We start from the raw sequence: 22,766 nt of genomic DNA on the forward strand, positions 1-22,766 counted from the left end.
CGGTCCGTCGCCATGACCACATCCCCCACCAGCAAGATCGCGATCTACAGCTGGAGCACTAGGAGGATTGGTTCTCGGTGCGGATCATCCGCCGGAGAATGTTCGGGCGGCGGCGAGGTCGTCCTCCGTGCGTGTCGACACCTGCGCGGCGGCCGTACGGAAAGCCTTCCAGCAAAGGGGATCCACCACTCCTGAGCACTGCCGCGCCACAGCGTCCGAAGGTGCCCGGCCGGTAGGAGCGCTCGGCCCGCAACGAGTCCCCACCACCCATTGATCGCCGTTCAGCTTCGCACGACACTCACGCGATTCGTGCCGACGTTCTCGGCCGTCGACCAAGGAGTCGCGTCGGTGACGAGATCGTTGAGGTTCCGCAGCAGGCGCTCGGGGATATCGCGCGCTCCGTATGGCTGGTGCAGTTGCAGCCCGTCCCACAACGCGATGATCCAGGGTGCTTCGTGTTTGGGGGCGATATCAGGATCGAGCACGCCTTGTTCCTGCAAAGCAGTGATCTCGGATTCCGCTCGGTCGAGGAGCCTGGAGTACCGCGTGGTGAAGTACTCGTGAGCGGGATGAGCGGGGTTGGTGGCCTCGCACACGAGTACCGAATAGAGCGCGACCAGTTCGGGGCGGGTTTCGTTGTACCGGGCTCGCCGGTAGACGTTGTAGAGCACGTCGTAGCCGGTTGGGGAGTCGACCAGCACGCTGTCGGCGACCCGGGCTCGATAGTCGAGAACAGCCTCGAGCAGGGCCTGCTTGGAATCGAAGTAGTACAGCAGCGTGCCGTGCGACAGCCCGAGCTCCGTGGAAATCGCGCGCAGGCTTGTGGCGTGGAAGCCGTTGTGCGCGAACATTTTCGCCGCAGCGGCGAGGATGGTGGTTTCGCGATCCGGTATCTCGTCGGCCTCAGCGATGCCGGGCGGAGAGTCGACTTCTTTGACGGTCACGGCGATCCACGCGCCTGAGTTGTCGCGCCGCCGGTTGGCGTGCGTGTCGAGCCCGGCGGCGAGGGTGTCGGCCGGCGAGATCCGCTCCGGCAAGTACAGAGACAGCAGCTGCAATCCGTCCCAAGCCGCGAGTACGTCTTCCCCTCGGTCGGGGTACATCGCTTCGAGCCATCCGCCGGCGGCCCGCAGCCGCTGCTCGATGAACGGCCGTCCGGGGTGCGCCTGTTCGGTTGCCTCACCGAGGAGCATGGTGTCCAGTTCGGTGCGGCGCCGGTTGGCGATGCGCGCGTCCGCCAGCTGCAGGAGCGCCGCTCGCGCGTCGGGAGTTGCAGCCGGGTCCGGCAGGTCAAGGGGGTCCCGTGCGGCCATCCGTTGGAGGACGGCGAAGAGCAGGTCGCCCTTCGAGGCGTAGTGGCGCAGCAGGCCGGCGTGGGTGATTCCCGCGCGCTTGGCCAGTTCCCGCAAAGAGGTCCCGGCGTAGCCGATCTCCCCGAACAGCTCTTCCGCGGTGTCGAGTAGCTGCTCGCGGCGCTGGTCCCCACGGCGGACTCGTCCGTCCTCGGCTCTCCTCACGGGCCTCCCCCTGCTCGATCTCGACCGTATCAGCAGTCCCCACAAATTTTGTTACCGAGTGGTCAGAACAATGTTACCGTTCGGTCAGTTGGCATCGTCGAGAGGACCAGAGATGGCAAAACCTCCGCCGGGCACGGTCACGACCGGGACAGTCGCGGATACCGGTGCCGCGAAACCTCGTCTGAACGTCAAGCTGTCGGTATCGCTCGCGATCAGCAATCTCGGCATGAACCTCGTGTGGGGTGGCGTCCCAGCCGTCCTGGTCCCGCTTCAGCTGCAGGCCATCGATCCGGCCAACAAGGAGATGAACCTGGCCTGGGTGATCACGTGCGGAGCGGTCGTGTCGACGTTCGCCCAGCCGGTGTGGGGCATGCTCTCGGATCGCACCCGCAGTCGATTCGGCCGGCGTTCGGGTCACCTGATCGTCGGGTCGCTGTTGGGGGCTGGAGCGCTCCTGGCGATCGCGATGTCGAGCACGGTGCTGATGATCGCCGTCGCCTGGTGCGTTGTTCAGGCCACGGTCACCGGCGCGAACGGTGTGCTGCTGGCCGTCATCCCCGACCGCGTTCCGCAGGCGGTACGCGGCTTGACCGCGAGCGTGCTCGCTTTCGGGACCATGACCGGGACGCTGGGGGGCCAGATCCTGGCATCGAAGCTGGCCGGAAACGGCGACTTGCTCCCCTACGCCGTCGTCGCGGCCGTTCTCGTGGTGACCGCCTGCGCGTTCGTGCTCCTCAACCCGGACTCGTCGAACATCGACGAACCGCGCCCCCCGCTCTCCCCCTCGGTGCTGATTCGCTCGATGTGGGTGAACCCGCTGAAGTACCCGGACTTCGGCTGGGCTTTCCTCGGTCGGCTGTTCTTGTTGCTCGGCTACCACATGGTCATCGGCTACCTCATCTTCATCCTGCAGGACTACGTGCACCTGGATAAGACCGAAGCCGTCCACTCCGTTCCGCTGATCAGCGGGGCCGGCCTGCTGACGATGCTGCTGTCCTTGACGACGTCGGGATACCTTTCCGACCGAACAGGTCGCCGGAAGCCGTTCGTCATCGCCTCCACCCTCATCATCGGGATCGGGTTGTCGATTCCGCTGGCCTTCCCGAGCCTGACGGGCATGATTCTGTTCGGCGCGATCGCCGGATTCGGTTTCGGCTGCTTCCTCGCCGTGGACGTGGCCATGGTGACCGAGGTCCTTCCCTCCAAGGACGACGCGGCCAAGGATTTCGGCATCGCGAACATCGCCTCCCACGCACCTCAAATCGCCGCCCCGGTTCTGGCCGGGCTCACCGTCGTCAATCTCGGTGGCTACCAGCCCTTGTTCCTCGTGGCACTCGTATTCGCCGTCCTCGGCGCCCTCTGCACGCTGCCGATCAAATCCGTTCGTTAGGAGAACGTGGATGAAACCTTGGAGCAGCCCAGAACTCACCGCCGTCGGCCGTGCCCCCATGCACGCGTTGCGGCACGACGACGGCGAGCACCTCGATCTGTGCGGGGAATGGGCCTTCGAGTTGCTCGCGTCGCCGGAGGAAGCACCGACCGGAGCATGGCGTTCGATTACCGTGCCCGGTACCTGGACGATGCAGCGAACAGGCGACCTCCCCCACTACAGCAACGTGACCATGCCCTTCACCAACCGCCCGCCGACTCCGCCGGCCGGGAATCCGACCGGCGTCTACCGGCGCACGATCACCATCCCGGGAGCATGGGCCGACAAGCGCGTGATCTTGCACGTCGGAGCGGCCACGAGCGTGCTGATGGTCCGCGTCAACGGTCGCGAAGTCGGGATCAGCAAGGACAGCCACCTCGCGGCCGAGTTCGACGTCAGCGATTTCGTCGAGGTCGGGGCGAACGAGCTGATCCTCACCGTGGTGAAGTGGTCGGACGCCAGCTTCATCGAGGACCAGGACCAGTGGTGGCACGGCGGCATCACCCGCGAGGTGTACCTGTTCGCCACCCCGCGGACCTACCTCGCGGATGTTGGCGTCATCGCCGACTACGACCCCGAGACCGGGGCGGGGAAGCTCTCCATCACCGCCGAGATCGGGACTCCTGACGCCACGGCTGAGGCATTGTCCGTTCGCGTTCGGGGCATCGGCCTGGACCTGCAATCCGACGTACCGCCCCAGCAGCTCCGCACAATTCCGAAGCTCCACGACTTACCCCCGGCACTCAAGGGTGTCGACCTGTTCGGGCTGCGCAGCGCACGCGCCGCAGGCGTCGAGTTCCCCCGGGAAGTTCTTGCCGCGGCCGGCGCCATCCTCGCCAAGATGTTCCCGCCCGCCGGCGGCCGCGTGCACCTCGAAGCCAAGATCCCCGCAGTGACTCCGTGGAACGCCGAATCCCCGGCACTGCACACCATCACGATCGAGCTGGTCGCGGAGGGAGGCCGAGTCGTCGATTCGACCACCCTTCGCGTAGGGTTCCGCCGCGTCGAGATCATCGGTCGCGATCTGCTGGTCAACGGCGCGAGGATCTGGGTCCAAGGCGTCAACCGGCACGACTTCGACCCGCGCACAGGGTGCACCGTCACTCGTGATCAGCTCAAGGCCGAACTGCAGCTGCTCAAGCGGTTCAACTTCAACGCGATCCGGGCCTCGCACTACCCGAACCACCCCGATCTGCTCGATCTCGCCGACGAGTACGGCTTCTACGTCTTCGACGAGGCCAACATCGAGGGCCACGCCTACGCGTCCGCACTCTGCGACGACCCGCGCTACCTCACCGCCTTCGTCGACCGGGTCTCCCGCATGGTCATCCGCGACAGGAACCACCCGAGCGTGATCGCCTGGTCCCTCGGCAACGAGACTGCCACCGGCGCAAATCAGGAAGCGTGCGCCTCCTGGGTCCGCCGCTACGACCCCACCCGGCCGCTGCACTACGAAGGCGCGATCAACACGAACTGGTTCACCGGGCACAACCAATCCGACATCGTCTGCCCGATGTACCCGACGATCGAAGCACTGGAAGCCTTCTCCGCCGATCCGCGTGCCGACCGCCCGCTGATCATGTGCGAGTACCACCACGCCATGGGCAACTCGAACGGATCCGCCGACGACTACTGGCGCACGATTCGTTCGAAGCCAGGCCTGCAGGGCGGCTTCGTGTGGGAGTTGTGGGATCACGGTCTCGACCCGGACCACGATGGCCGGTACCGCTACGGCGGCGACTTCGGCGACCAGCCGAACGACGGCAACTTCTGCATCGACGGTCTTCTGTTCCCCGACGGTACTCCGCACCCGGCCATGGTGGAGTTCCGCGAAATCTTCTCGCCGGTCGTTGTCACCTCGGATGCGGCAGCAGCGCGCCAGGGCTGGATCGAAGTCCGCAACTCCCGCACCTTCGAGAACATCGGGGACCTCAGCGTTTCGATCTCATCGGTGACAACGCGCGAAGTCGGACCTGGTTTCACCCTGCCGACACCGCGGGTCTTCCCCGGTGAGAGCGCCAAACTCGAACTGCCCCACGCGATCGTGAACGATCTGCAGACCCGCGACGACGTTCTGGCCCTGCGCATGACTGTCACCACCACTAGCCGGACGGCGTGGGCTGCGGCCGGGACCACGCTGTCGGAGCAGCAGGTCGTGATCACGCCGCCAGCCCACGATCTGCCCGGGATGACAACCCGCACGGCGAAAAGCCCGGTAGCGCTCGACCTGGACGACGAAGGCCTGCTGCGGCATCCGCTGCTGTCCTCGGCGCCGCGACTGAGCTTTTGGCGAGCGCTCACCGACAACGATCTCTCCCGCTTCGCACGGGACCGACTCCACTCCACCGGCCTGTCGAACGTCATCCGCACCATCGAGTCGGTCGAGAAGTCCGTCGACGGTACATGGGCAGCGGTGGCGTCCCATTATCGCGGCCAAAACGGGCACATGATCCGACACCGCCAGACGATCACCTTGGAGCCAACGGGTGCCATCCGGTTCGACGAGAAGGTGGTCATACCAGAGGGACTCGAAGACATACCCCGCGTCGGAGTTGTCCTGCATACCCGACCGGGCTTCAGCAAAGCGGAGTGGATCGGCGACGGACCGCACGAGACCTATCCGGACCGCCGGACGTCGGCCCTCGTCGGGCGGTGGCGGGCCGAGGTCTGCGATCTCGCGGTGCCGTACGTGCGTCCGCAGGAGAACGGCGGCAGGAGTCACTGCGTTCTCGCCCGGCTCATCGATGGTGACGGAGTGGAGCTCGCCTTGACCTTCTCCGCCCCCGTCCAACTCAACATCTCGCACAACACCGCGGACGACCTCAAATCGGCCAGCCACGTCTGGGCTCTCGAGGATCGCGACGAAACGATCGTGCACGCCGACATCGCACATCGTGGCATCGGAACCGCATCGGTCGGCCCCGACCTTCCGGCACGCTACCGGGTCGGATCCGGCGAATACTCCTGGAGCTGGTGGCTTCAAGCCACCCACGGGTAGCAAGCGGATCGGCCAAGCCCGCAAAACCGGCAGCTCGTACTTCACCAGCGCCGAACTCGCCGTCGACGGCGGGTGGAGCGTCAAAGACGGAGTCAAAGTGACAACAGCACCGAGAAAGCCGCACATCCTCATCTTCAACCCCGACCAGTGGCGGGGCGACGTACTCGGCCACACCGGCAACCCAGCCGCGGCGACCCCCGTGCTCGATGGACTCGTCGCGACCGACGCCGTGTCGTTCAGCAACACGTTCTGCCAGAACCCGGTGTGCACACCGAGCCGCAGCTCATTCATGACCGGCCAGTACCCACACGTGCGCGGCCACCGCACGATGACGCACATGCTGCAGCCCGACGAACCGATGCTGCTCAGAACGCTGAAGGAGAACGGTTACTTCGTCTGGTGGGGCGGGAAGAACGACGTAGTCCCCGCACAGCACGGCTTCGACGAGTACTGCGACATCAAGTACAACCCGCACGAAGCAGCAGCCCGCGCAGGACATCCGCTCCATCCAATGTGGGCGATCGATCGCCATGAAGAATGGCGCGGTAACCCGGGGTCGGACACGTTCTACTCCTTCCACGTCGGCAAACTGGACACCGCCGAAGGCGAGCACTACCACGATCAGGACTGGGCCAACATCCATGGCGCGATCGAACAGATCCGCGCGTGGGGCAGTGCTCAAGACGACGACCACCAGCCGCTGTGCATCTACCTCCCACTGCAATACCCACATCCCCCTTACGCGGTGGAGGATCCGTGGTTCAGCTCGATCGATCGGACCCTTCTGCCACGCCGGATCCCCGCGCCCGAAACATGGGACGGCAAGCCCAGCATGGTTCGAGGCATCTGGGAACGGCAGCGCATGCAGACGTGGAGCGAGCAACGATGGGATGAGCTGCGGGCGACGTACTACGGAATGTGCGCCCGCGTCGACCACCAATTCGGCCTCGTCCTGGATGCCTTGCGGGACGCGGGAATGTACGACGACACAGCCGTCTTCTTCTTCGCCGACCACGGTGACTTCACCGGCGACTACGGCCTCGTGGAAAAGACGCAGAACACCTTCGAGGACTGCCTGACGCGCGTACCGTTCGTGATCAAACCACCACGCGGAGTCCCGGTGCGGCCGCGCGTGAGCGATGCACTCGTCGAACTGATCGACTTCCCCGCAACCGTCGAGGCGCTGACCGGCATCGAACCCGCCCACACCCATTTCGGTCGATCACTGCTGCCGATACTCGCTGGAAACACCCCGGACACCGCCCACCGCGACGCGGTCTTCTGCGAGGGCGGACGTCGCCACGGCGAGGTCCAAGCAATGGAGCTCGACAGCCCCATGGGGCAGTCCGAGGACGGCATCTACTGGCCGCGCGTCGGACTCCAGCGAAGTGACGGCCCCGAGCACACGAAGGCTGCGATGTGCCGGACACTCACCCACAAATACGTCCGCCGTCTGTACGAACTGGACGAGCTGTACGACCTGGACGCCGATCCCGACGAGCTCCGAAACGTCGCCACCGATCCGGACCACGCGCAAACGCTTGCCGATCTCAAGGAACGGCTCTTGACCTGGTACCTCGACACCGCGGACGCGGTCCCTCGACATGCCGACCGGCGATAGAACGCGTGAAGCGCCTGTTCGGGCAGGAAGGTATGCGCGTAGGTGGACACTCGGCGCGCGGAATGGGTCGCCGCAGATCTCGCTTTGCGGGGAAGTCATCTCGAGTGATTTTAGGTAGCGCCGACCGGGTCTTCGTCGCAGCGTTGGTAGTGGCACCGGCGGTGGCCTGTTCACCGCCACCGCCGGCGGTGGCCCTGCCGCTGCGCGCCGTGGGCGAAGTGGAGCTACCTGGAAGCAGCTCGCGATTCGACTACGCCAGCCTGGATTCGGACCTCGGAGCCGGTGAGGCCGTCGAGGTCGACGTTCGCGCGCACCGCGTGGTGCGTGTGATCCCGAACGTGCCGCAAGTGCACGGTGTGCTCGTCGTTCCAGCGCTTCCTGCTGGAACGAGAACCCTCCGGTGACATCGCGATGTGGCACTGCGCAGCTTCGCCGCACCCGCGCAATGGTCATTCGCCTTCTGCTGCGGTATCGGCGTGGCGCCGCACTTCGGCCTCCACCTCAGCCTTCTTCCCCTGTTCACCAGGAGTCGGTTTCCTGATGTCTGATTGCTGCGGTCCCTCCGCCGGTTCGGAGGAGTGTTCCCGTGGTGTCTGTTTTCCCTGCGTCATGACATCCGCCTCCGGACACGGTGCAACGGTCGGATGCTGGAGCATCCGTCCACCTTTTTTCATTCCCCGTGGCCGGCACGGCAAACGTCGGCGATCGGGTGCGGCCGACGCGCCTCGTGCAACCGGTTGCTTGGCTGGCTGCACCTACCACCGGTGGATTGACTGAACGACCCGACGTGGGCGAAGGTGGTGATCGGTTCGGTCACCCGAAACCACCGGGGCAGCGGAACCGCCTGTACGTCGGCTGCGGGCTGAACTCCCGCGGCCTGGACACCCCTGCCTCGACGCTGCGGGCACACCCACGAGGAGATTCCGCGCGGAGTGGAGGCGGTCCGCCGATTCGGCGCCGACGCCGAATACCTGTCCCTGCTCGACCACAACGCCGAGCCGGTGACGATCGGACAGCTGTTCCCGGCCGGGGTGGACCTGCTGACCGGGCGGCCGTCAGGAACCGCGATCGAGCTGCCCGCGCGGACCCGCTCAACGGCACCCGGCTGAACTCCAGCAACTTCAGCTGGTCGGCGTCGGCGCTGCTGGTGCTGGCGAAGTCGACGCTGCGGTAGCCGCCCCGGCTCCACGACGACGAGTTCGAGGCGGTAGAGCGGTCGCGCAGTGTCCAGCTACAGGTCGATAGGATTACCGCGATGACCTCACAGACGACGCCTTCCATCGATGGCGATATCCCGATCGGCGATCTGCTTGCTCGCGCTGGGGATCTCAAGGGCGAGCTCGTGGCCTTCGCCCAAGGCCCTCGCTTTGCGCGGCGTTTGGAGGCAGTGCTGTCCGAGACGGCCGACCGATACGGCTATCTCGACGAGAGCAGGGCGATCCTCGCCATCGACAGCTTCGCGTTGCAGCACCGCTTGTCCGACGGACGTACTGTGCTTGAGCGGTTCGTCGCGCAGCGGCGGCCGCCGCTGGCGGATGCCGAGCGGGAGATGCTGCTCGGGTGGCGCGACGTCGTCGAGGCGTGTTTCGAGGTTCGCCGGTTCGACGGGGACGCCATCCTTCTGCACAACCTCATCGACGATGTGGTCTACCGCGTCTACTCGAACATGGGACCAAAGGCCTTCGCCGAGCTCCGTGCGGACATGTTCCTCGTCGGACGGATCGTGCCGCTGCACCCCGCGACCGACGCCTGGCTGGTGACTGGGAGCTTCTCCACCTTCCCCAAGTCGGCGCGGCGGCAGATCGCCCAGGCCGCCGCCGGACAGCTCACCGTCCATCCAGAACTGCTCCACCGCAACCCGGCCATGCTCCGGAAAGCCTGGGAGACCCAGGCCGAACACCGCGCGGACTTCATCGACCAGGTCGGCGCCGACATGATCGTGCTGCCACCGGACGAGGCTCAGGAGGCATTGCGCGAGCATTACCGCCGCCAACGGCAGCGGGCGATGACCAACCTCGACGCCAGAACCCTCAAGCGGACGGCGAAAACCGGTCCAGCACCCGAGCAGCTGGCGCAATTGCCCGAGGAACTGCTCGCGGCCGACAGCATCGCACTGATCTACGACGAGGTCGAAGGACTCAACTACTACCGCGACTTCGGCCGCCTGGACGCGTTGTTCGCCAACCCCGGACTGGCCCGCGACCGCACCTACCTCACCCAGCTACGTGAGTACCTGAACGACGACTCGGTCTCACCACTGGCGATCCGCCGGCTCGTACACCGCCATCCCGACGGCGCTGACCCGGTCTTCCGCACCCTGCTGCGCAAACCCGGCTTCTCCTGGGAGCGTGACGGGGAGGAACTGCTCCGCCGCCGCAAGAAAGCCTTCTTCGATCGCGAACCGACCCCCAGCATCTCCACCGTCGGCGAACGTCTCGCCGAACTCCTCCGCGCCTGATGGTGGTGCTTCGGCAGCGCGTGCGCCTGCGACTGCCCAGCGGTCCACTGCGGGCGCGCGGCCTGCTGGAGTGGGCGGTCACGGACGATGAGCCTGCAATCGATCTGTGACCTGACACCCGCGGCGGCACATCCCGACTGTTCGCCGAGGCCGCCGGCGAACCCGGCCGGAGTCGAGCGCCCGGTGAGCGGTTGTCCGGCGCACGCGCGACGGATCATCGCCGGTGCCCCGGCGATGATGGTGCCGTCCCGACCCCTCACCGGGTACGTATCTGCGCAGATCAGAGGCATGTGAGAGGTCAACGCAGTGCCTGCTGCCCTCAGTACAGCTCGATCACGAGCTTGTCGCTCAGGGCTCGGGAGACGCACAACGCGATCTCCGTGCCTGCGGCCTTGTCGGACGCCGAGAGGCACTGGTCGCGGTGATCAGGCGCACCCTCCAGGACTCCGGAGACGCAAGAGCCGCAAATTCCCTCCTCGCACGATTTCGCGACGTCGATCCCGTTTTCGGTGAGGACGGAGAGGATCGACTTTCCCGCGGGAACCCCGAAGACCTCGCCGGTGTCGAGTTCGACCGTGAAGGGCAGGTCGTCGCTGGTGTCGATCTCGTTGGCCGTGAAGTGCTCGGCGTGAACGTTGTGCTCGCCGACGGCCGGGGCGAAGATCGCCGTGACCTGGTCCATGAAGCCTTGCGGTCCGCAGGTGTAGACGTGGCTGGCGGGTGTCAGTCCGGGGACCACCGCGGCGAGCAGGGCGGGGTGGTCGGCGCGAGGTAGTCCGAAGTGGAGGCGCACCCGCTCGCGGAACTCCGCCTGGTTCTCCAGGAGTTCGACGAAGGCCGCCTCGTCCGGGGAACGGGCGAAGTAGTGCAGCTCGAAGTCGGCGGACCGGCCCGCCAGTTCGTAGGCCATGCTCAGCAGCGGCGTGATGCCGATGCCGCCGGCGACGAGGACGTGCCTGTCCGCGTCGCCGGCCACGGTCAGGAGGTTCCGCGGTTCACCGATCTTGAGGTGGTCCCCCGCGGACACGGTGTGCAGCGCCTCCGAACCGCCCCGGGACTCCGGCTCGCGTTTGACCGCGATGAGCAGCGACGACACTTCGCTGGGCGGGCCGCAGAGCGAATACTGCCGGACCAATCCGGTCGGGCCCGCGACGTCGATGTGCGCGCCGGCCTCGTACGGCCCCAGCGGCTCGCCGTCGTCTCGGACCAGTCGCAGCGTGCGGACCTCGGCGGTCTCCTCGGTGATCGCCGCGACCCGGACCAGGATGTTCGTCATCGTCGCTCCCGTCGTCAGCGCAGGTAGAGGCCGCCGTTGGCGTCCCAGCAGGCGCCTGTGACGGTGGCGGCGCCCGGGGAGGCGAGCAGGGCAACCATCTCGGCGATGAAGGCCGGGTCGCCGAGCCGGCCGACCGGAATGTTCGTGAGGTAGTCCTCGAGGTCGTCCTCGCCGACGATCGAGTGCACCATCGGCGTGTCCTGCGGCCCGGGCGAGACCGCGTTGACCGTGACTCCGCGCGGGGCGAGCTCGCGGGCGAATGCCTTTGTCGCGGACAGGATCGCGCCCTTGGACGAGGCGTAGTGGCCGCCGGTCGCGGTGCCGCCGTTCTGCGCTGCCAGCGAGGCCATGTTCACGATTCGGCCGTAGCCCCGTTCCGCCAAGTGGGAGCCGAAGACCTGGCAGGCGTGGAACGTGCCCGAGAAGTTCACCGCCATGACGGAGTCGAGGTCGGCGGGCGTGATCTCCAGCAGCGGTTTGGCCTGGGTCCGGGCCGCGTTGTTGACCAGGACGTGCACCGCGCCGAAATCGGCCAGCACGTCCGCGAGCAGCCGTTCCAGGGCCGCTCGTTCGCTCACGTCGACCGCGTACCCCCTCGCCGTGGTGCCCGAGCCGTCGAGTTCTTCCGCGAGGATCGCCGCGGCGGAGCCGTCGAGGTCGGCGATCGCGATGCGGTAGCCGTTCGCGTGCAGCCGGCGCACGATGGCCGCGCCGAGCCCGTTGCCACCACCGGTGACGACCGCGACCTGCCCGGCGGTCACAGCAGGAATCCCGTAGCGGGAACGGCAGCTTCGCTGTCCACGAGCCGCACCACCTTCAGCGCGATCCGGTCGGCCGCCGGGCCGTCGGTCGAGAGGCGGATCCGGTGCTCCAGGTCGGCGGCCCAGATGTCGTGATCACCGCGCTTGTAGGCGACGAGCACTTGCGCCGAGCGCAGCACGACTTCCTCGTCGGAGACCGATTCCGGCACGAACCGCGACACCGTGCGCACCGTGCGAGCGGCGTCCACGGCCGCGATCGCGTAGCCCTCGGTCATCCGGGTCACGCGCATCTGCCGCATCCGGGCGTCGTCGTAGACCATGTTGAGCGTGTTGGCGAAGTCCTCGGTGTCCGGCTCGATCGGGATGACGTAAATCCCGTCCTCGGCGAACAGTTCGTTCCAGTCCTGGTACTCCTTGCGGTCGAGCAGGTCGGCCTCGCGCCAAACCAGGTCGATCGCCCGGGCCACCCGCGGATCGGTCGTCGGGATCAGGGCGAGCGTGGGCGTCGCGTCAGTCATCGCTCATCATCTGCTTCCACTGGTCGTAGGCCGCGCGCATGCCGGTCTCATCGGTGACGTGGGAGGTGGGCCAGCCTTCCGGGCTCGGTTTCTCCCGGGAGAGGCCGCGATTGACCATGATCGGCATCTCGGGGGCGCCCTGCGCGCCGCGCTGGACGCGGTCCCAGCCCTCGGCGTCGTCCGGGGTGCCGAAGCCGAACGGGCCCTGGAAGTGCTCGTGGATGCGCAGTCTTTCCCGGTTGACGATGTCCACTTCGGACGGTCCGTCCGGGCCGATGGCGATGTGCTCGATCACCGTCTCGTCCACCGCGACCGGGCGCAGCACGCGGAAGAACGCCGCCGACATCGACACGTTCGGGAAGAGGTTCAGGTTGAAGCCGGTGCCGTGCATGGCGCGGATCAGCTTGCGCACCTGGGCCGCGTCGAGGGTCTTCGACAGCTCCTCGACGAGGTGGCCGAACCGGGCCTGCAGCGGCTCGCTGCCGTCGTCCGCGTCGAGATCGGAGTGCCCGGGCACCATCTGCATCACGCTGTGGCCCTGGCCGAGGTCGTGGGTGATGGCCTCGGGGTCGGTCATGAACGACATCATGTCGGCGGTCTCGGCATCCACCGACGCCATCCACGACCGGTGCACGATCGGGAAGTGGTAGCCGTCGGTGGTGTTCTCCAGCTGGATCTTCCAGTTGCCCTTGAACCTGAACTGGTGCTTGCCGAGCACCTTGATCGGGTAACCGCCGCCCTGCTTCATGAACCGGTCGATCCACAGCCTGGCGTCGCCGAGGAACTCATCGAGCGGCTCGATGCCGTCGTCGAAGGTCGCGAACACCATGCCGCCGTAGGACTCGGTGCGCAGCTTCTTCAGCGACAGCTCGGTCTTGTCGACGACGCCTTCGTAGCCGTCGGGGTAGGGAATGCCGCGCAACTTCCCGTCCAGTCCGTAGGACCAGGCGTGGTACGGGCAGGTGAAGCCGTTGGCCTGCCCCTTCGGCTTCTCGCACAGGCTCGCGCCGCGATGGCGGCACCGGTTGAGCAACGTGTGGATGTCGCCCTTGCGGTCGCGGGTCACGATCACCGGCTGGCGGCCGACGTAGGTCGACTTGAAGCTGCCCGGCTTCGGCACCTCGCTTTCGTGCGCGACCCAGACCCAGGTGCGCTCGAAGATCCGGGCCATCTCCTGCTCGAAGATCTGGGGGTCGGTGTAGAGGCGGCCGGCGACGCGATCGCCGGAGACCAGGTCGGCGGGCGCGACGTCGAAGACGTTCTCGGTCATGGGTCTGAAACCTTTCCGGGGATCAGTCGGGAAGCTCGACGTCGTCGCGGATGGTGAGGGCACGGCCGATGCGGGCCTCGATCTTGGCGAACCGCCAGAGCTTGAACTCGCTGCTGCCCACCGGGGTGGTGCGGAAGAGGTTGCAGGCGGCCTTGACCGTGTCCTGGGTGTCGACGTCGGCGAGGATGTAGCAGGTCCACGGCCAGCCGTCGGACGGGCCGACCAGGTGCGAGTCGTCGTCGATGTCGCCGATGAAGCTCACCCCGGGCAGCGCCTTGAGCTGGTCCATCATGGACACGAACGCCTGCCAGACATCACCGGAGGTGATGCCGCCGGAGGGCAGGTCGAAGAAGTTCTGGTTGATGCCGATGCAGAACAGCACGCGAAGCGGCTGCGCGGTCATGCTCGTCTCCTGTCGTCGGTGGTCGGCTCAGCGGAAACCGGGCGTCGTGGGCGGTAGTCCCATGAGGACGGCACCGGCCGCGTCGTACATCGCGGGCCCGAGGAAGGCGTGCTGCTTGGGCACCAGGGCGTCGCCGAGCAACAGCTGCAGCGGATGGTCGCGGTAGATCGGTGCCGTGCCGGAGATCTCGACGAGCCTGCCGACCACCTCCGACGCGGTCCTGGCCAGATGCGCCGAGGTGAGGCGGAGATGCGCGTTCTGCTCGTCGGTGGCGGGATCGCCGGCGACCACGGTCTCCCAGACCTCGTTGCTGAGCTCGTAGAACCACGCCCGGGCCGAACGTAGCGCGGCCTCGGCGGCGGCGACCTCCGCGCGGTAGTAGGGCCGGTCGGCCAGCTTCGGCGCGCCGGTCACGCCGGCGTATCCGCTGCCGACCTCCTTGGCGTGGTCGAGAGCCGCCCGCGCCACACCGGCGCCGACCACGGCCAGAACCTGCGCGGCGTAGGCGATCGCCGGATAGCGGTAGAGCGGTTCGTCCACTGTGGGCTCTCCGCCGCGGATGAACGTCCATTCCCTGGGGACCTCGACGTCGCGGACGACCAGGTCGAACGAGCCGGTGCCGCGCATGCCGGCCACGTCCCAGTTCTGGACGATCTCGACCTGGTCCGGACGCAGCAGCGCGGTCCGCGGCTTGCCGGCGGTGGACTCGTCGCCGGGGATGCCGACGCCGAGGATGTCGGCGCCCATGCAGCCGCTGGCGAACTTCCAGTGTCCGTCGACCCGGAACCCGCGGTCGGTGGGCTCGGCCGCCTGGATCGGGAACAGCCCGCCGGCGAAGGCGACGTCCGGGCCGTCCCGGTAGATCTTCGCCTGCGTTTCCACCGGAAGTGCGGCGAAGTAGATCAGCGCGGAGCCGAAGCTGGCGACCCAGCCGGTGGAACCGTCGACCACGGAGATCCGCTCGATCCGGTCCAGGAACTCCGCCGGCGGCAGCGGCTCGCCGCCGAACTTGGCCGGGGTGGCGGCGCGGTAGAGCCCGGTCTGCTTGAGCCGATCGACGAAGTCCTTCGGCACGTAGCGCTGCTCGCGGAACTCCACCCGCCGCCGCGCGAGCTCTGCGAGAACGTCGTCGAAGGTGACGGCGGCATCCGCGAAACGGGGTGTCGCCCCGGGGGCCGCCTCCTGGGTGTGCACCATTGGTCCTCCTCGTCGTTCCGGCCTGCATCCGACGGTAGGAAGCGGGATTTGCTCGCGGTATTGGTAGTGCCCGGCGTCGGTCTAGGGGATTTCTTCAGCAGTCCACGGCCTCGGACCGAACTACGCTGGCCTCATGCAGGTCGACCCGCGCGCCCCCGAGCTCGCCGCGAACGACTTCGTGGCGATGCTGAACGCCAGCCGGATGTGCGTGCTCATCCACGACGCGGCCACCAAGAACATCTTGTGGGCCAACCCCGCCGCGTGCGAGATGCTCGGCTGGAGCGTCACAGAGCTGCGCCCGCTCAAGGCCAACGACATGAGCAGCTCGGCGCAGCAGTACGACCGGGTGCTCGGACGCGCCTGGCTGCAGGAAGCGGTCGACAAGGGTGCCAGCCGCATCGAATGGCACTACCGCGCCAAGTCGGGCCGGGTGATTCCCAGCGAAGCGGTCGCCGTGCGGGTCGAACTGGCCCAAGGACCCGCGGTGATGGTGCAGTTCCGCGACATCGAACGGGAACAGGAGATCGAGCGCGAACTGCGGCTGACGACGTCCTACATCGACGCGCTGGCGCACCACACCTCGACGATCGCGCTGATGCTCGACGCCACCGGCGCCCTCCGGTTCGCCACCGACACCGCGGTCGCGCTCATCGGCGCACGCCCGACCGAGCCGCTCGGCCCGCTCACGCAGTACGGCCGGCTGTGGTCGGACGGCCGCGCGTCCACTTGGGACGAGGTGGCCGCGCGGGCGGAGCCGGTGACCGCGATCAGGCTCGAAATCCCCCGCGACGCCGGTGAGCCGGTGTGGCTGGAAGGAAGCCTGGAACGCCTGAAGGACACCGACGACGAAGCCCTGCTGATGATCCTGCACGACGTCTCCGACCGCGTGCAGGAGGAGGCTCGCCGGGAACGCGAACTGCACCGGGAGAACTACCTGGCGCGCTACAACGCGATGGGCGACATGGCGATGGCGATCGCCCACGAACTCGGTCAGCCGCTCGCCGCGGCGGGCAACTACCTCGCCGGGGTGCGGGCCCGCAGCCAGACGCTGGGGAACTCGGGCGAGTTGCCGTCCGAGGCCGCTGCGCGGCTGGCTTTCGGGATCGACAGCGCGGAGAAGCAGATCGAACGGGCCAGCACGATCGTCAATGCCGTCCGCGCCTTCGTCGGTCACCTCGAACACGTCAAGCAGGTCGTCGACCTCAACGACGTGGTCGAGCAGTGCCTGCACTTCGTCCGGCTCCGCGCGGCCCCGCTGGGCGTGCAGGTGGCGGTGCGCCGCCATCCGGAACCGGTGGCCGTCCGGTGCGAACGCGTGCTCACCGGGCAGGTCGTGCTCAACCTCTGCTTCAACGCCATCGACGAGATGGCCGCCTGCGACCCCGACCGGCGGCGGATCACCATCACGACGCGCATCGACGACGACGCCGGGGTCCTCACCGTCGACGATCAGGGCCGCGGCCTGCCGCACGACCCTTTCGAGGAATCCTTCACGTCCAAGGAACACGGCAGCGGCGTCGGACTTGCGCTCAGCTACCGGATCATCACGCGCCAGCACGGGACCATTTGGGCGCAGCGCCGCGACGAGGGCGGCTCCCGTTTCGGCTTCACGTTGCCGCTCGCCCGGGAGCACCACCCGCCGGCGTAGGGGAAATCCTCAGGCCGGCCGGTGGAAGTCTCGATATTCCGCCCGTGATCGCGGACGTACCGTCGGAGCGGAGCAAGCCTCCCGCCCGCGTCCGTCACAGGAGGAATCGTGTCAGAGCCGACCCGCACCCAGCGCGAGTTCCGCGCCGCGATGGCGAATCTGTCCGCTGCGGTGAACGTGATCACGACCGACGGCCCGCGCGGCCGGGCCGGGATGACCGTCAGCGCCGCCTGTTCCGTCACCGACTCGCCGCCGACCGTGCTGGTCTGCGTCAACCGGTCCAGCCGTTCGCACGACATCCTCGTGGCCAACGGCCGGATCTGCGTCAACGTGCTCGGCGCCGACCAGGACGACTTGGCGATGCACTTCGCGGGCGCGACCAAGGTCCCCACCGCAGAGCGGTTCGCCGACGGCCCGTGGGACCTCGACGTCGATGGCGTTCCGGTGCTCCGCAACGCGATCGCCTCCGTCATCGGCCGGATCGTGTCCGAACGCACCCTGGGCTCTCATTCGGTGCTGTTCGTCGAGGTCGAGAAGGTCCGCACCAAGCAGGACAGCGGCGCGTTGGTCTACTTCCAGCGCCGGTTCCACAGCCTGGACGCCGCGCCGCTGAGCGCATGAGGAGGAGACCACCCGTGAACCGACCGTCAACCGCCGGCGACACCATGACGCTGACCTGCTACAACGACACCCACGGCTATGGTTGGCGCCACGTCGACCTGTTCGTCCACGACGCCGAGGGACGCGAACTGAACTGGGTCCACTGGCAGGTGCACGCGGACGGCCCGGAAGCGGCCGACACCGTCACCGCAGCGGTCGAGCCGTTGTTGCGGCGGACCTCGGAATGGCGCCACGGCGTCAGCGCGAGCGGCATGGACTACTGGGTGGCCGACGCGGCCTGGGCCGAGGCGTGAGCGCGCCGGTGTGGCGGCCGTGGTCCCTGCGCGAGCTCGCCGGTCAACTCGCCGCCGGAACGACCACCCCCGCCGAAGCGCTCGCTCGCAGCCGTGCCCGCATCGCCGGCACCGAGTCCGATCTGCGCGCGTGGGTGACGCCGGACCCCGTCCCCGATCTCGCCTCCGCCGCAGGTGCGCTCGGCGGCGTGCCGCTCGGCGTGAAGGACATCATCGACGTCGCCGGACTACCGACCCGGTGCGGCTCGGAGTTGCGGGCGCAAGCCCCACCCGCCGAGGCCGACGCGGCGATCGTCGCCGAATGGCGCCGGGCCGGCGCGGTGCCGATCGGCAAGACCGTCACCACCGAATTCGCCTTCTTCGCGCCCGGCCCCACCCGGAACCCGGCCACGCCCGGTCACACCCCTGGCGGCTCGTCGAGCGGGTCCGCCGCCGCGGTCGCGTCCGGCCAGGTGCCGTTGGCGCTCGGATCCCAGACCGCGGGCTCGGTGACCCGGCCGGCGTCCTACTGCGGTGTCGCCTCCCTGGTGATGACCCGCGGCCGGTTCCCCGTGGAAGGGGTCACCGGGCTGAGCCCGAGTCTGGACAGCCACGGCGCGTACGCCGCGACCGCGTCCGATCTGGCGCTGGCCTGGTCGGCGCTCACCGGTGAGCCGGACGGCGGGCTGCTCCCCGGCCGCCCGCCGCGCCTGCTGCTGTGGACCGCCGAGCCACTCGGCGTGGTCGGTCCCGAGATGGCGTCCGCGTTGTCCGGTGCCGCGCGGCGGCTTCGCGCCCGGGGTGCGGTGGTCGACGCCTTCCCGGCGGAAGCGCTGGTTGCCGAGGCGACCGCCGCGCACCCGGTGGTGATGGCTTACGAGGCGGCCCGGGAACGCGCCGCAGAACTGGCTCAGGCATCCCAGCTGAGCCGGCCGCTGGCGCAACTCCTCCAGACCGGAGTGGCCACCCGGGACGACGACTACCAGGCCGCTCTCCAGACGGTGGCCGACGCGGGCGCCCGGGTGTCGGCCGTGCTCGGTCCGTACGACGCGGTGCTGGGTCCGGCCGCCCCGGGGATGGCACCCGCTGGTCTCGCGGCCACCGGTGACCCGGTGCTCAGCAGGGCCTGGCAGGCATTCGGACTGCCCGTGGTGGCGGTGCCGGGGCTGCGCAGCACGACCCGGCTCCCCCTAGGCCTCCAGCTCGTCGGGCCCGCGCGGAACGAGTCCGCGCTCCTCGCGACCGGCTGCTGGGTCGAAGCCGCCCTGCGCCCGTGAATCGACCGCGATGCGCGCCTCCGCGCATCGCGGGTCCGCGGCTCCGCGCATCGCGGGTCCGCGGCTCCGCGCATCGCGGGTCCGCGGCTCCGCGCATCGCGGGTCCGCGGCTCCGCGCATCGCGGGTCCGCAATTTCCATTGAAATCGAACCTTCGATTTCAATGGAAATTGCGGAGGACGGAGTCCAGGCGGCGGCCGTGACTTCCGCGGGGGCCGCCGCCCGCACCGCCACGCGAAACGAGCCTGGGAGCAGGCTTCAGACGGTGATCTGGTGCAGCAGGATGTCCCGCACCAGGGCGCCGAGCGTGTCCGCTTCGGTCTTGGCCTTGATCCGGGCGCGGTGGACGTCCACGGTCTTGACGCTGGTGCCCAGCCGGCGGGCGATGAGCTGGCTGGGCAACCCGTCGATGACCAGCCGAAGCACCTCTCGTTCGCGTTGCGTCAGCACGTCCAGCCGTCGGAGGACGTCACGACGGCAGGTGTGATCGGCGAACCGCCGCTTCGCCTCCAGCAGCTGTTTCTGCACGATCTCCAGCATCTTCTGCGGCTGGTAGGGCTTCTCCAGGAAGTCGACCGCGCCCTGCGACATCGCCCGCACCGACATCGGGATGTCGCCGTGCGCCGAGCAGAAGATGACGGGCGCCGGATAACCCAGCTGCAGCAGTCGCTCCTGCAGCTCGAAGCCGCTGACCCCGGGCATCCGGATGTCGACGATGACCACCGCCGACTCGTCCGGGTCGAACTCGGCCAGGAACGAGCTCGCGTCCGGGTAGCTCAGCGCCTGGATTCCCACGCTTTCGAGCAGGAAGATCAGCGACTGCCGCAGGTCCTCGTCGTCGTCGACGATGTGGACCACGGGGTCCGAGGCTGTCATGACCGCCACCGCCTCCCTTACGGTTTCATCAGCACCGATGTCGACGGGTGGTCGCTCGCCCAGCCGGGTGCCAGCGGCGCGACGAACACGTTCTCGGTGCGCGTACGGGTGATCTTCCAGGTCCCGGAGACCTTTCGGAAGGAGTTGTTCAGGCGGCTCGACCGCAGCAGGGCCTTCCCGTCGGAGAACAGCCACGGCTGCACGTGGATCCACTGGCCGGTCGCCTCGTGCCCGTCGACGTGGATCTGCTCCGAAGTCAGGTAGTGGGCGTTCAGCACCAACGCGGAGGCCCGCTCCTCGCTCCAGAAGCGCTCGAAGTGCGCACGGATCGCCGAGGCGCCCTCGGCCCGCCCGAACTGGCCATCGTAGTACTCGCCCACGCCTTCCCAGACCGCATCGTCGCTGTAGAGCTCCATGATCAGATCGATGCGGTGCGCGTCGTCGCGCACCCCGAACTCCGGGTTCGGCGTGTCGCACAGGAACATGTAGCGGGCCTGGAGGCGGCGAATCTCCGACTCGGCCTCCAGTTCCTCGATCCGCCGCGTCAAGGCGGCGACAGTGGCATCGCTGGTCATGAAACTCCCCACTCCCCGCGGTTCACATGATGATGACGGTATCGGCGAGAACTCCCTGGCAACCGAGTTGCCGCCGCTGGACTCCCACCCCGCCGCAGCAAGCTGCGTGGCCCCGCTATCCCTTCGGCCGTGCGCGCCTCAGGTCGGTTGCCCGGTGGCCGCAGGAAGGTCCGCAGTGCTGCGACCGGTCAGGGCCTTCGTGCGCAGCGCGCCGAACGTGGCCCGGTCGCGGGCCGCCGTTTCACCCCGGGCAGGCGCGGCCAGGGCCACGACGACCGAGACGAGCAGGCTCAGCGGAACCGTTACCAGTGCGGGATTGCTGAACCCGAGGGGCGCGGACGGCCCGTGCACGGCCGGGCTGAGCAAGATGATCGCGACCGACGCCACGAGCCCGACGACCATGCCGGACAGCACCGCGCGGGCGGTCATCCGTCGCCAGTAGATGGTCAGCAACAACGCCGGCAGGTTCGCGCTGGCGGCGACGGCGAACGCCAGCGACGCGAGGAACGCCACGTTCTGCTTCTCCGCCGCCAGAGCGAGGACCACACCGGTCGCGGAGGTCGCGAGCGTCGCGATGCGCGCCGAGGTCAGCTGGCCGCGCGGGCTCACCGCACCCCGCTTGATCACCTGGGTGTAGAGGTCGTGCGCGATCGCCCCGGACATGGCGATCACCAGACCGGACAGCACGGCGAGGATGGTCACGAAGGAGACGGCGGCGACCAGTGCCAGCAGGAGGCCACCGCCCAACGTTTCGGCCAGCTGCGCCACCGCCAGGTTGCCCGCGGGGCTCTGCGCCGTGATCTCGTCGCGCCCGACGAGCTTGGCGGCGCCGTAGCCGATCATCGGGATCATCAGGTAGAAGGCGGTGAACACCCAGATCGCCGTGATCGCCGACGACCGCGCGGCGCGGGCATCCGGCACGGTGAGGAACCGGATCATCACGTGCGGCAGCCCGAGCACCCCGAAAACCAGGCCGAACACCTGGGACAGCTGGTCGAAACCGGCGAGGGCGGAACTGCGGTCCGGCGCGACCGCCGCGGTGCCGAAGGTGTCCAGCGCGTCCTGGAAGACCCCCAGCGGGTTGCCGCCGTAGCGGACCAGGACGAGCACGAACAGCGCGACGGCACAGCCCATCATGAGGGTGGTCTTCACGATCTGGATCCAGCTGGTGGCGAGCATGCCGCCGAGCATCGTGTACACGGTGGTGAGGCCACCGATGAGAAGCACGGCGACGGTGTAGTCCAGGCCGAACAGCAACCGCACGAGCAGGGCTGCTCCGACGAACTGCGACACGAGGTAGAGGGTGCTCACCACCACCGTGCTGGTGGCCATGACGGCCCGGACGTCCCTGCCGCCGAAGCGAGCGGCCAACACGTCGGCCAAGGTGAAACGTCCCAGGTTGCGCAGCGGTTCGGCGACCAGGAGCAGTGCGAGCACGTAAGCGACCGGGACGAACACCGCGAGGTAGAAGCCGTTGAACCCGGTGAGCGCGATCGCCCCGGTGACCCCGAGGAACGACGCCGCCGAGATGTAGTCGCCCGCGATGGCCACACCGTTCTGCCTGCCCGTGAGCTGGCCGCCGGCGACGAAGTGGTCGGCGGCCGACTTGCTTCGCCGCGCCGCGACGTAGGTGATGACCAGGGTGAGCACGACCAGGGCCGTGAAGATCGTGGCGGTGTGGATGTTCACGACCGGCCCTCCCGGACGAGCTCCACGGCCTGGTCGAGCCGCTGTGCCCGCGCGGAGTACCACGCGGCGACGGCGAGTGCGGCGGGGAACTGCGCGAAGGCGTAGATCCAGGCCCAGGTCAGTCCCCCACCGGTCAAGCCGTCGAGCGCGCCGGTGAACTGACCGAGCACCGGCAGCGGGAAGAACACCACGCAGATCAACACGGACAACACGGCCACCAGGCGCATCCGGCGCCGGGCGAGTGCGTCCACCATGGACGGTTCCGGGACGGGCGCACTTGGTGCGGGGGAATGCGAGTGCTCCAACGGCATGGCCGCTCTCCTTCTGGTCGACCGCGGTCGCGCAGCTCCTTCGCGGATCC

Annotated in this window: 21 protein-coding genes; 9 read left to right on the forward strand and 12 right to left on the reverse strand. The window is 68.1% G+C overall.

Translation table 11 applies throughout. The features are described 5' to 3' along the window. Nucleotides 1-281: 281 nt before the first annotated feature. On the reverse strand, nucleotides 282-1,517 hold the full coding sequence (locus tag ACWEV3_RS28075) for a TetR/AcrR family transcriptional regulator (RefSeq protein ID WP_452616751.1): 1,236 nt from the start codon (nucleotides 1,515-1,517) through the stop codon (nucleotides 282-284). Between ACWEV3_RS28075 and ACWEV3_RS28080 the strand changes: the two genes are divergently transcribed. From ACWEV3_RS28080 to ACWEV3_RS28090, 3 genes are all read left to right on the forward strand, one after another. After that, entirely contained in the window at nucleotides 1,453-2,907 is a 1,455-nt protein-coding gene (locus tag ACWEV3_RS28080) for an MFS transporter (RefSeq protein WP_452616752.1), read from the forward strand. The two genes, ACWEV3_RS28075 and ACWEV3_RS28080, sit on opposite strands and share 65 nt — an antisense overlap. Then, nucleotides 2,822-5,944 (forward strand): glycoside hydrolase family 2 TIM barrel-domain containing protein, encoded by a 3,123-nt coding sequence (locus tag ACWEV3_RS28085; protein WP_452616753.1) that lies wholly within the window; start codon nucleotides 2,822-2,824, stop codon nucleotides 5,942-5,944. The genes ACWEV3_RS28080 and ACWEV3_RS28085 overlap by 86 nt, the downstream gene beginning before the upstream one ends. 97 nt (nucleotides 5,945-6,041) lie before the next feature. Beyond that, nucleotides 6,042-7,565: a sulfatase-like hydrolase/transferase gene (locus ACWEV3_RS28090; RefSeq protein WP_452616754.1), complete on the forward strand. Its 1,524-nt coding sequence runs from the start codon at nucleotides 6,042-6,044 to the stop codon at nucleotides 7,563-7,565. Nucleotides 7,566-8,014: 449 nt separating this feature from the next. Here the strand turns inward: ACWEV3_RS28090 and ACWEV3_RS28095 are convergent, their stop codons facing one another. Continuing rightward, nucleotides 8,015-8,221, reverse strand: a complete 207-nt coding sequence (locus ACWEV3_RS28095; protein WP_452616755.1) for a hypothetical protein — start codon at nucleotides 8,219-8,221, stop codon at nucleotides 8,015-8,017. 276 nt (nucleotides 8,222-8,497) lie between these two features. On the opposite strand from ACWEV3_RS28095, the gene ACWEV3_RS28100 reads away from it, so the two are divergent. Both ACWEV3_RS28100 and ACWEV3_RS28105 read left to right on the forward strand, forming a co-directional pair. Next, complete coding sequence (locus ACWEV3_RS28100; RefSeq protein WP_452616756.1) at nucleotides 8,498-8,674, forward strand: hypothetical protein; 177 nt, start codon at nucleotides 8,498-8,500, stop codon at nucleotides 8,672-8,674. Nucleotides 8,675-8,820: 146 nt separating this feature from the next. Beyond that, nucleotides 8,821-10,023, forward strand: a complete 1,203-nt coding sequence (locus ACWEV3_RS28105; protein WP_452616757.1) for a hypothetical protein — start codon at nucleotides 8,821-8,823, stop codon at nucleotides 10,021-10,023. Between the two features lie 319 nt (nucleotides 10,024-10,342). On the opposite strand, the gene ACWEV3_RS28110 is transcribed toward ACWEV3_RS28105, so the two are convergent. From ACWEV3_RS28110 to ACWEV3_RS28135, 6 genes are read right to left on the reverse strand one after another with little or no spacing between them, the layout of a single operon-like run. After that, nucleotides 10,343-11,299 (reverse strand): PDR/VanB family oxidoreductase, encoded by a 957-nt coding sequence (locus ACWEV3_RS28110; RefSeq protein WP_452616758.1) that lies wholly within the window; start codon nucleotides 11,297-11,299, stop codon nucleotides 10,343-10,345. 14 nt (nucleotides 11,300-11,313) lie between these two features. Next, nucleotides 11,314-12,060: an SDR family NAD(P)-dependent oxidoreductase gene (locus ACWEV3_RS28115; RefSeq protein ID WP_452616759.1), complete on the reverse strand. Its 747-nt coding sequence runs from the start codon at nucleotides 12,058-12,060 to the stop codon at nucleotides 11,314-11,316. Then, a complete protein-coding gene (locus tag ACWEV3_RS28120) occupies nucleotides 12,057-12,578 on the reverse strand; it encodes an aromatic-ring-hydroxylating dioxygenase subunit beta (RefSeq protein WP_452616760.1) in 522 nt (173 codons plus the stop codon). Before ACWEV3_RS28120 ends, ACWEV3_RS28115 begins: the two co-directional genes overlap by 4 nt. Then, the gene (locus ACWEV3_RS28125) at nucleotides 12,571-13,848 is read right to left on the reverse strand and encodes an aromatic ring-hydroxylating oxygenase subunit alpha (protein WP_452616761.1); all 1,278 of its coding nucleotides are present in this window, start codon (nucleotides 13,846-13,848) and stop codon (nucleotides 12,571-12,573) included. Before ACWEV3_RS28125 ends, ACWEV3_RS28120 begins: the two co-directional genes overlap by 8 nt. A gap of 22 nt (nucleotides 13,849-13,870) precedes the next feature. Then, nucleotides 13,871-14,251, reverse strand: coding sequence for a hypothetical protein (locus tag ACWEV3_RS28130; protein ID WP_397529456.1), 381 nt, complete (start codon nucleotides 14,249-14,251; stop codon nucleotides 13,871-13,873). A gap of 27 nt (nucleotides 14,252-14,278) precedes the next feature. Further along, nucleotides 14,279-15,448 carry an acyl-CoA dehydrogenase family protein gene (locus ACWEV3_RS28135; RefSeq protein WP_452616762.1) on the reverse strand — a complete coding sequence of 390 codons (1,170 nt, stop codon included), beginning with the start codon at nucleotides 15,446-15,448 and terminating at the stop codon, nucleotides 14,279-14,281. 133 nt (nucleotides 15,449-15,581) lie between these two features. Here ACWEV3_RS28135 and ACWEV3_RS28140 point away from each other — a divergent pair, with 133 nt between their 5' ends. The 4 genes from ACWEV3_RS28140 to ACWEV3_RS28155 all read left to right on the forward strand — a co-directional run bounded on the left by ACWEV3_RS28140 (nucleotide 15,582) and on the right by ACWEV3_RS28155 (nucleotide 19,266). Next, on the forward strand, nucleotides 15,582-17,096 hold the full coding sequence (locus ACWEV3_RS28140) for an ATP-binding protein (RefSeq protein ID WP_452616763.1): 1,515 nt from the start codon (nucleotides 15,582-15,584) through the stop codon (nucleotides 17,094-17,096). A gap of 108 nt (nucleotides 17,097-17,204) precedes the next feature. After that, a complete protein-coding gene (locus tag ACWEV3_RS28145; RefSeq protein ID WP_452616764.1) occupies nucleotides 17,205-17,717 on the forward strand; it encodes a flavin reductase in 513 nt (170 codons plus the stop codon). 14 nt (nucleotides 17,718-17,731) lie between these two features. Further along, a complete protein-coding gene (locus ACWEV3_RS28150; protein WP_452616765.1) occupies nucleotides 17,732-18,010 on the forward strand; it encodes a hypothetical protein in 279 nt (92 codons plus the stop codon). Beyond that, the gene (locus ACWEV3_RS28155) at nucleotides 18,007-19,266 is read left to right on the forward strand and encodes an amidase (RefSeq protein WP_452616766.1); all 1,260 of its coding nucleotides are present in this window, start codon (nucleotides 18,007-18,009) and stop codon (nucleotides 19,264-19,266) included. Before ACWEV3_RS28150 ends, ACWEV3_RS28155 begins: the two co-directional genes overlap by 4 nt. 257 nt (nucleotides 19,267-19,523) lie before the next feature. Here the strand turns inward: ACWEV3_RS28155 and ACWEV3_RS28160 are convergent, their stop codons facing one another. The 4 genes from ACWEV3_RS28160 to ACWEV3_RS28175 form a co-directional block, all read right to left on the reverse strand. Beyond that, nucleotides 19,524-20,141, reverse strand: a complete 618-nt coding sequence (locus ACWEV3_RS28160) for a response regulator transcription factor (protein WP_452616767.1) — start codon at nucleotides 20,139-20,141, stop codon at nucleotides 19,524-19,526. A gap of 17 nt (nucleotides 20,142-20,158) precedes the next feature. Beyond that, nucleotides 20,159-20,716 (reverse strand): nuclear transport factor 2 family protein, encoded by a 558-nt coding sequence (locus ACWEV3_RS28165; protein ID WP_452616768.1) that lies wholly within the window; start codon nucleotides 20,714-20,716, stop codon nucleotides 20,159-20,161. A 138-nt stretch (nucleotides 20,717-20,854) separates the two neighbouring features. Further along, nucleotides 20,855-22,405: a solute symporter family protein gene (locus tag ACWEV3_RS28170; RefSeq protein ID WP_452616769.1), complete on the reverse strand. Its 1,551-nt coding sequence runs from the start codon at nucleotides 22,403-22,405 to the stop codon at nucleotides 20,855-20,857. After that, nucleotides 22,402-22,659, reverse strand: a complete 258-nt coding sequence (locus tag ACWEV3_RS28175; protein WP_452616770.1) for a DUF485 domain-containing protein — start codon at nucleotides 22,657-22,659, stop codon at nucleotides 22,402-22,404. The genes ACWEV3_RS28170 and ACWEV3_RS28175 overlap by 4 nt, the downstream gene beginning before the upstream one ends. Nucleotides 22,660-22,766 lie beyond the last annotated feature (107 nt).

Source organism: Saccharopolyspora sp. NPDC003752, assembly GCF_053605825.1.

Bases quoted from the DNA above. Each gene is read 5' to 3' on its own strand.
- ACWEV3_RS28095 (WP_452616755.1), bottom strand. From the start codon at position 8,221: ATGCTCCAGCATCCGACCGTTGCACCGTGTCCGGAGGCGGATGTCATG.
- ACWEV3_RS28105 (WP_452616757.1), top strand. From the start codon at position 8,821: ATGACCTCACAGACGACGCCTTCCATCGATGGCGATATCCCGATCGGC.
- ACWEV3_RS28110 (WP_452616758.1), bottom strand. From the start codon at position 11,299: ATGACGAACATCCTGGTCCGGGTCGCGGCGATCACCGAGGAGACCGCC.
- ACWEV3_RS28120 (WP_452616760.1), bottom strand. From the start codon at position 12,578: ATGACTGACGCGACGCCCACGCTCGCCCTGATCCCGACGACCGATCCG.
- ACWEV3_RS28125 (WP_452616761.1), bottom strand. From the start codon at position 13,848: ATGACCGAGAACGTCTTCGACGTCGCGCCCGCCGACCTGGTCTCCGGC.
- ACWEV3_RS28130 (WP_397529456.1), bottom strand. From the start codon at position 14,251: ATGACCGCGCAGCCGCTTCGCGTGCTGTTCTGCATCGGCATCAACCAG.
- ACWEV3_RS28135 (WP_452616762.1), bottom strand. From the start codon at position 15,448: ATGGTGCACACCCAGGAGGCGGCCCCCGGGGCGACACCCCGTTTCGCG.
- ACWEV3_RS28140 (WP_452616763.1), top strand. From the start codon at position 15,582: ATGCAGGTCGACCCGCGCGCCCCCGAGCTCGCCGCGAACGACTTCGTG.
- ACWEV3_RS28160 (WP_452616767.1), bottom strand. From the start codon at position 20,141: ATGACAGCCTCGGACCCCGTGGTCCACATCGTCGACGACGACGAGGAC.
- ACWEV3_RS28165 (WP_452616768.1), bottom strand. From the start codon at position 20,716: ATGACCAGCGATGCCACTGTCGCCGCCTTGACGCGGCGGATCGAGGAA.
- ACWEV3_RS28175 (WP_452616770.1), bottom strand. From the start codon at position 22,659: ATGGTGGACGCACTCGCCCGGCGCCGGATGCGCCTGGTGGCCGTGTTG.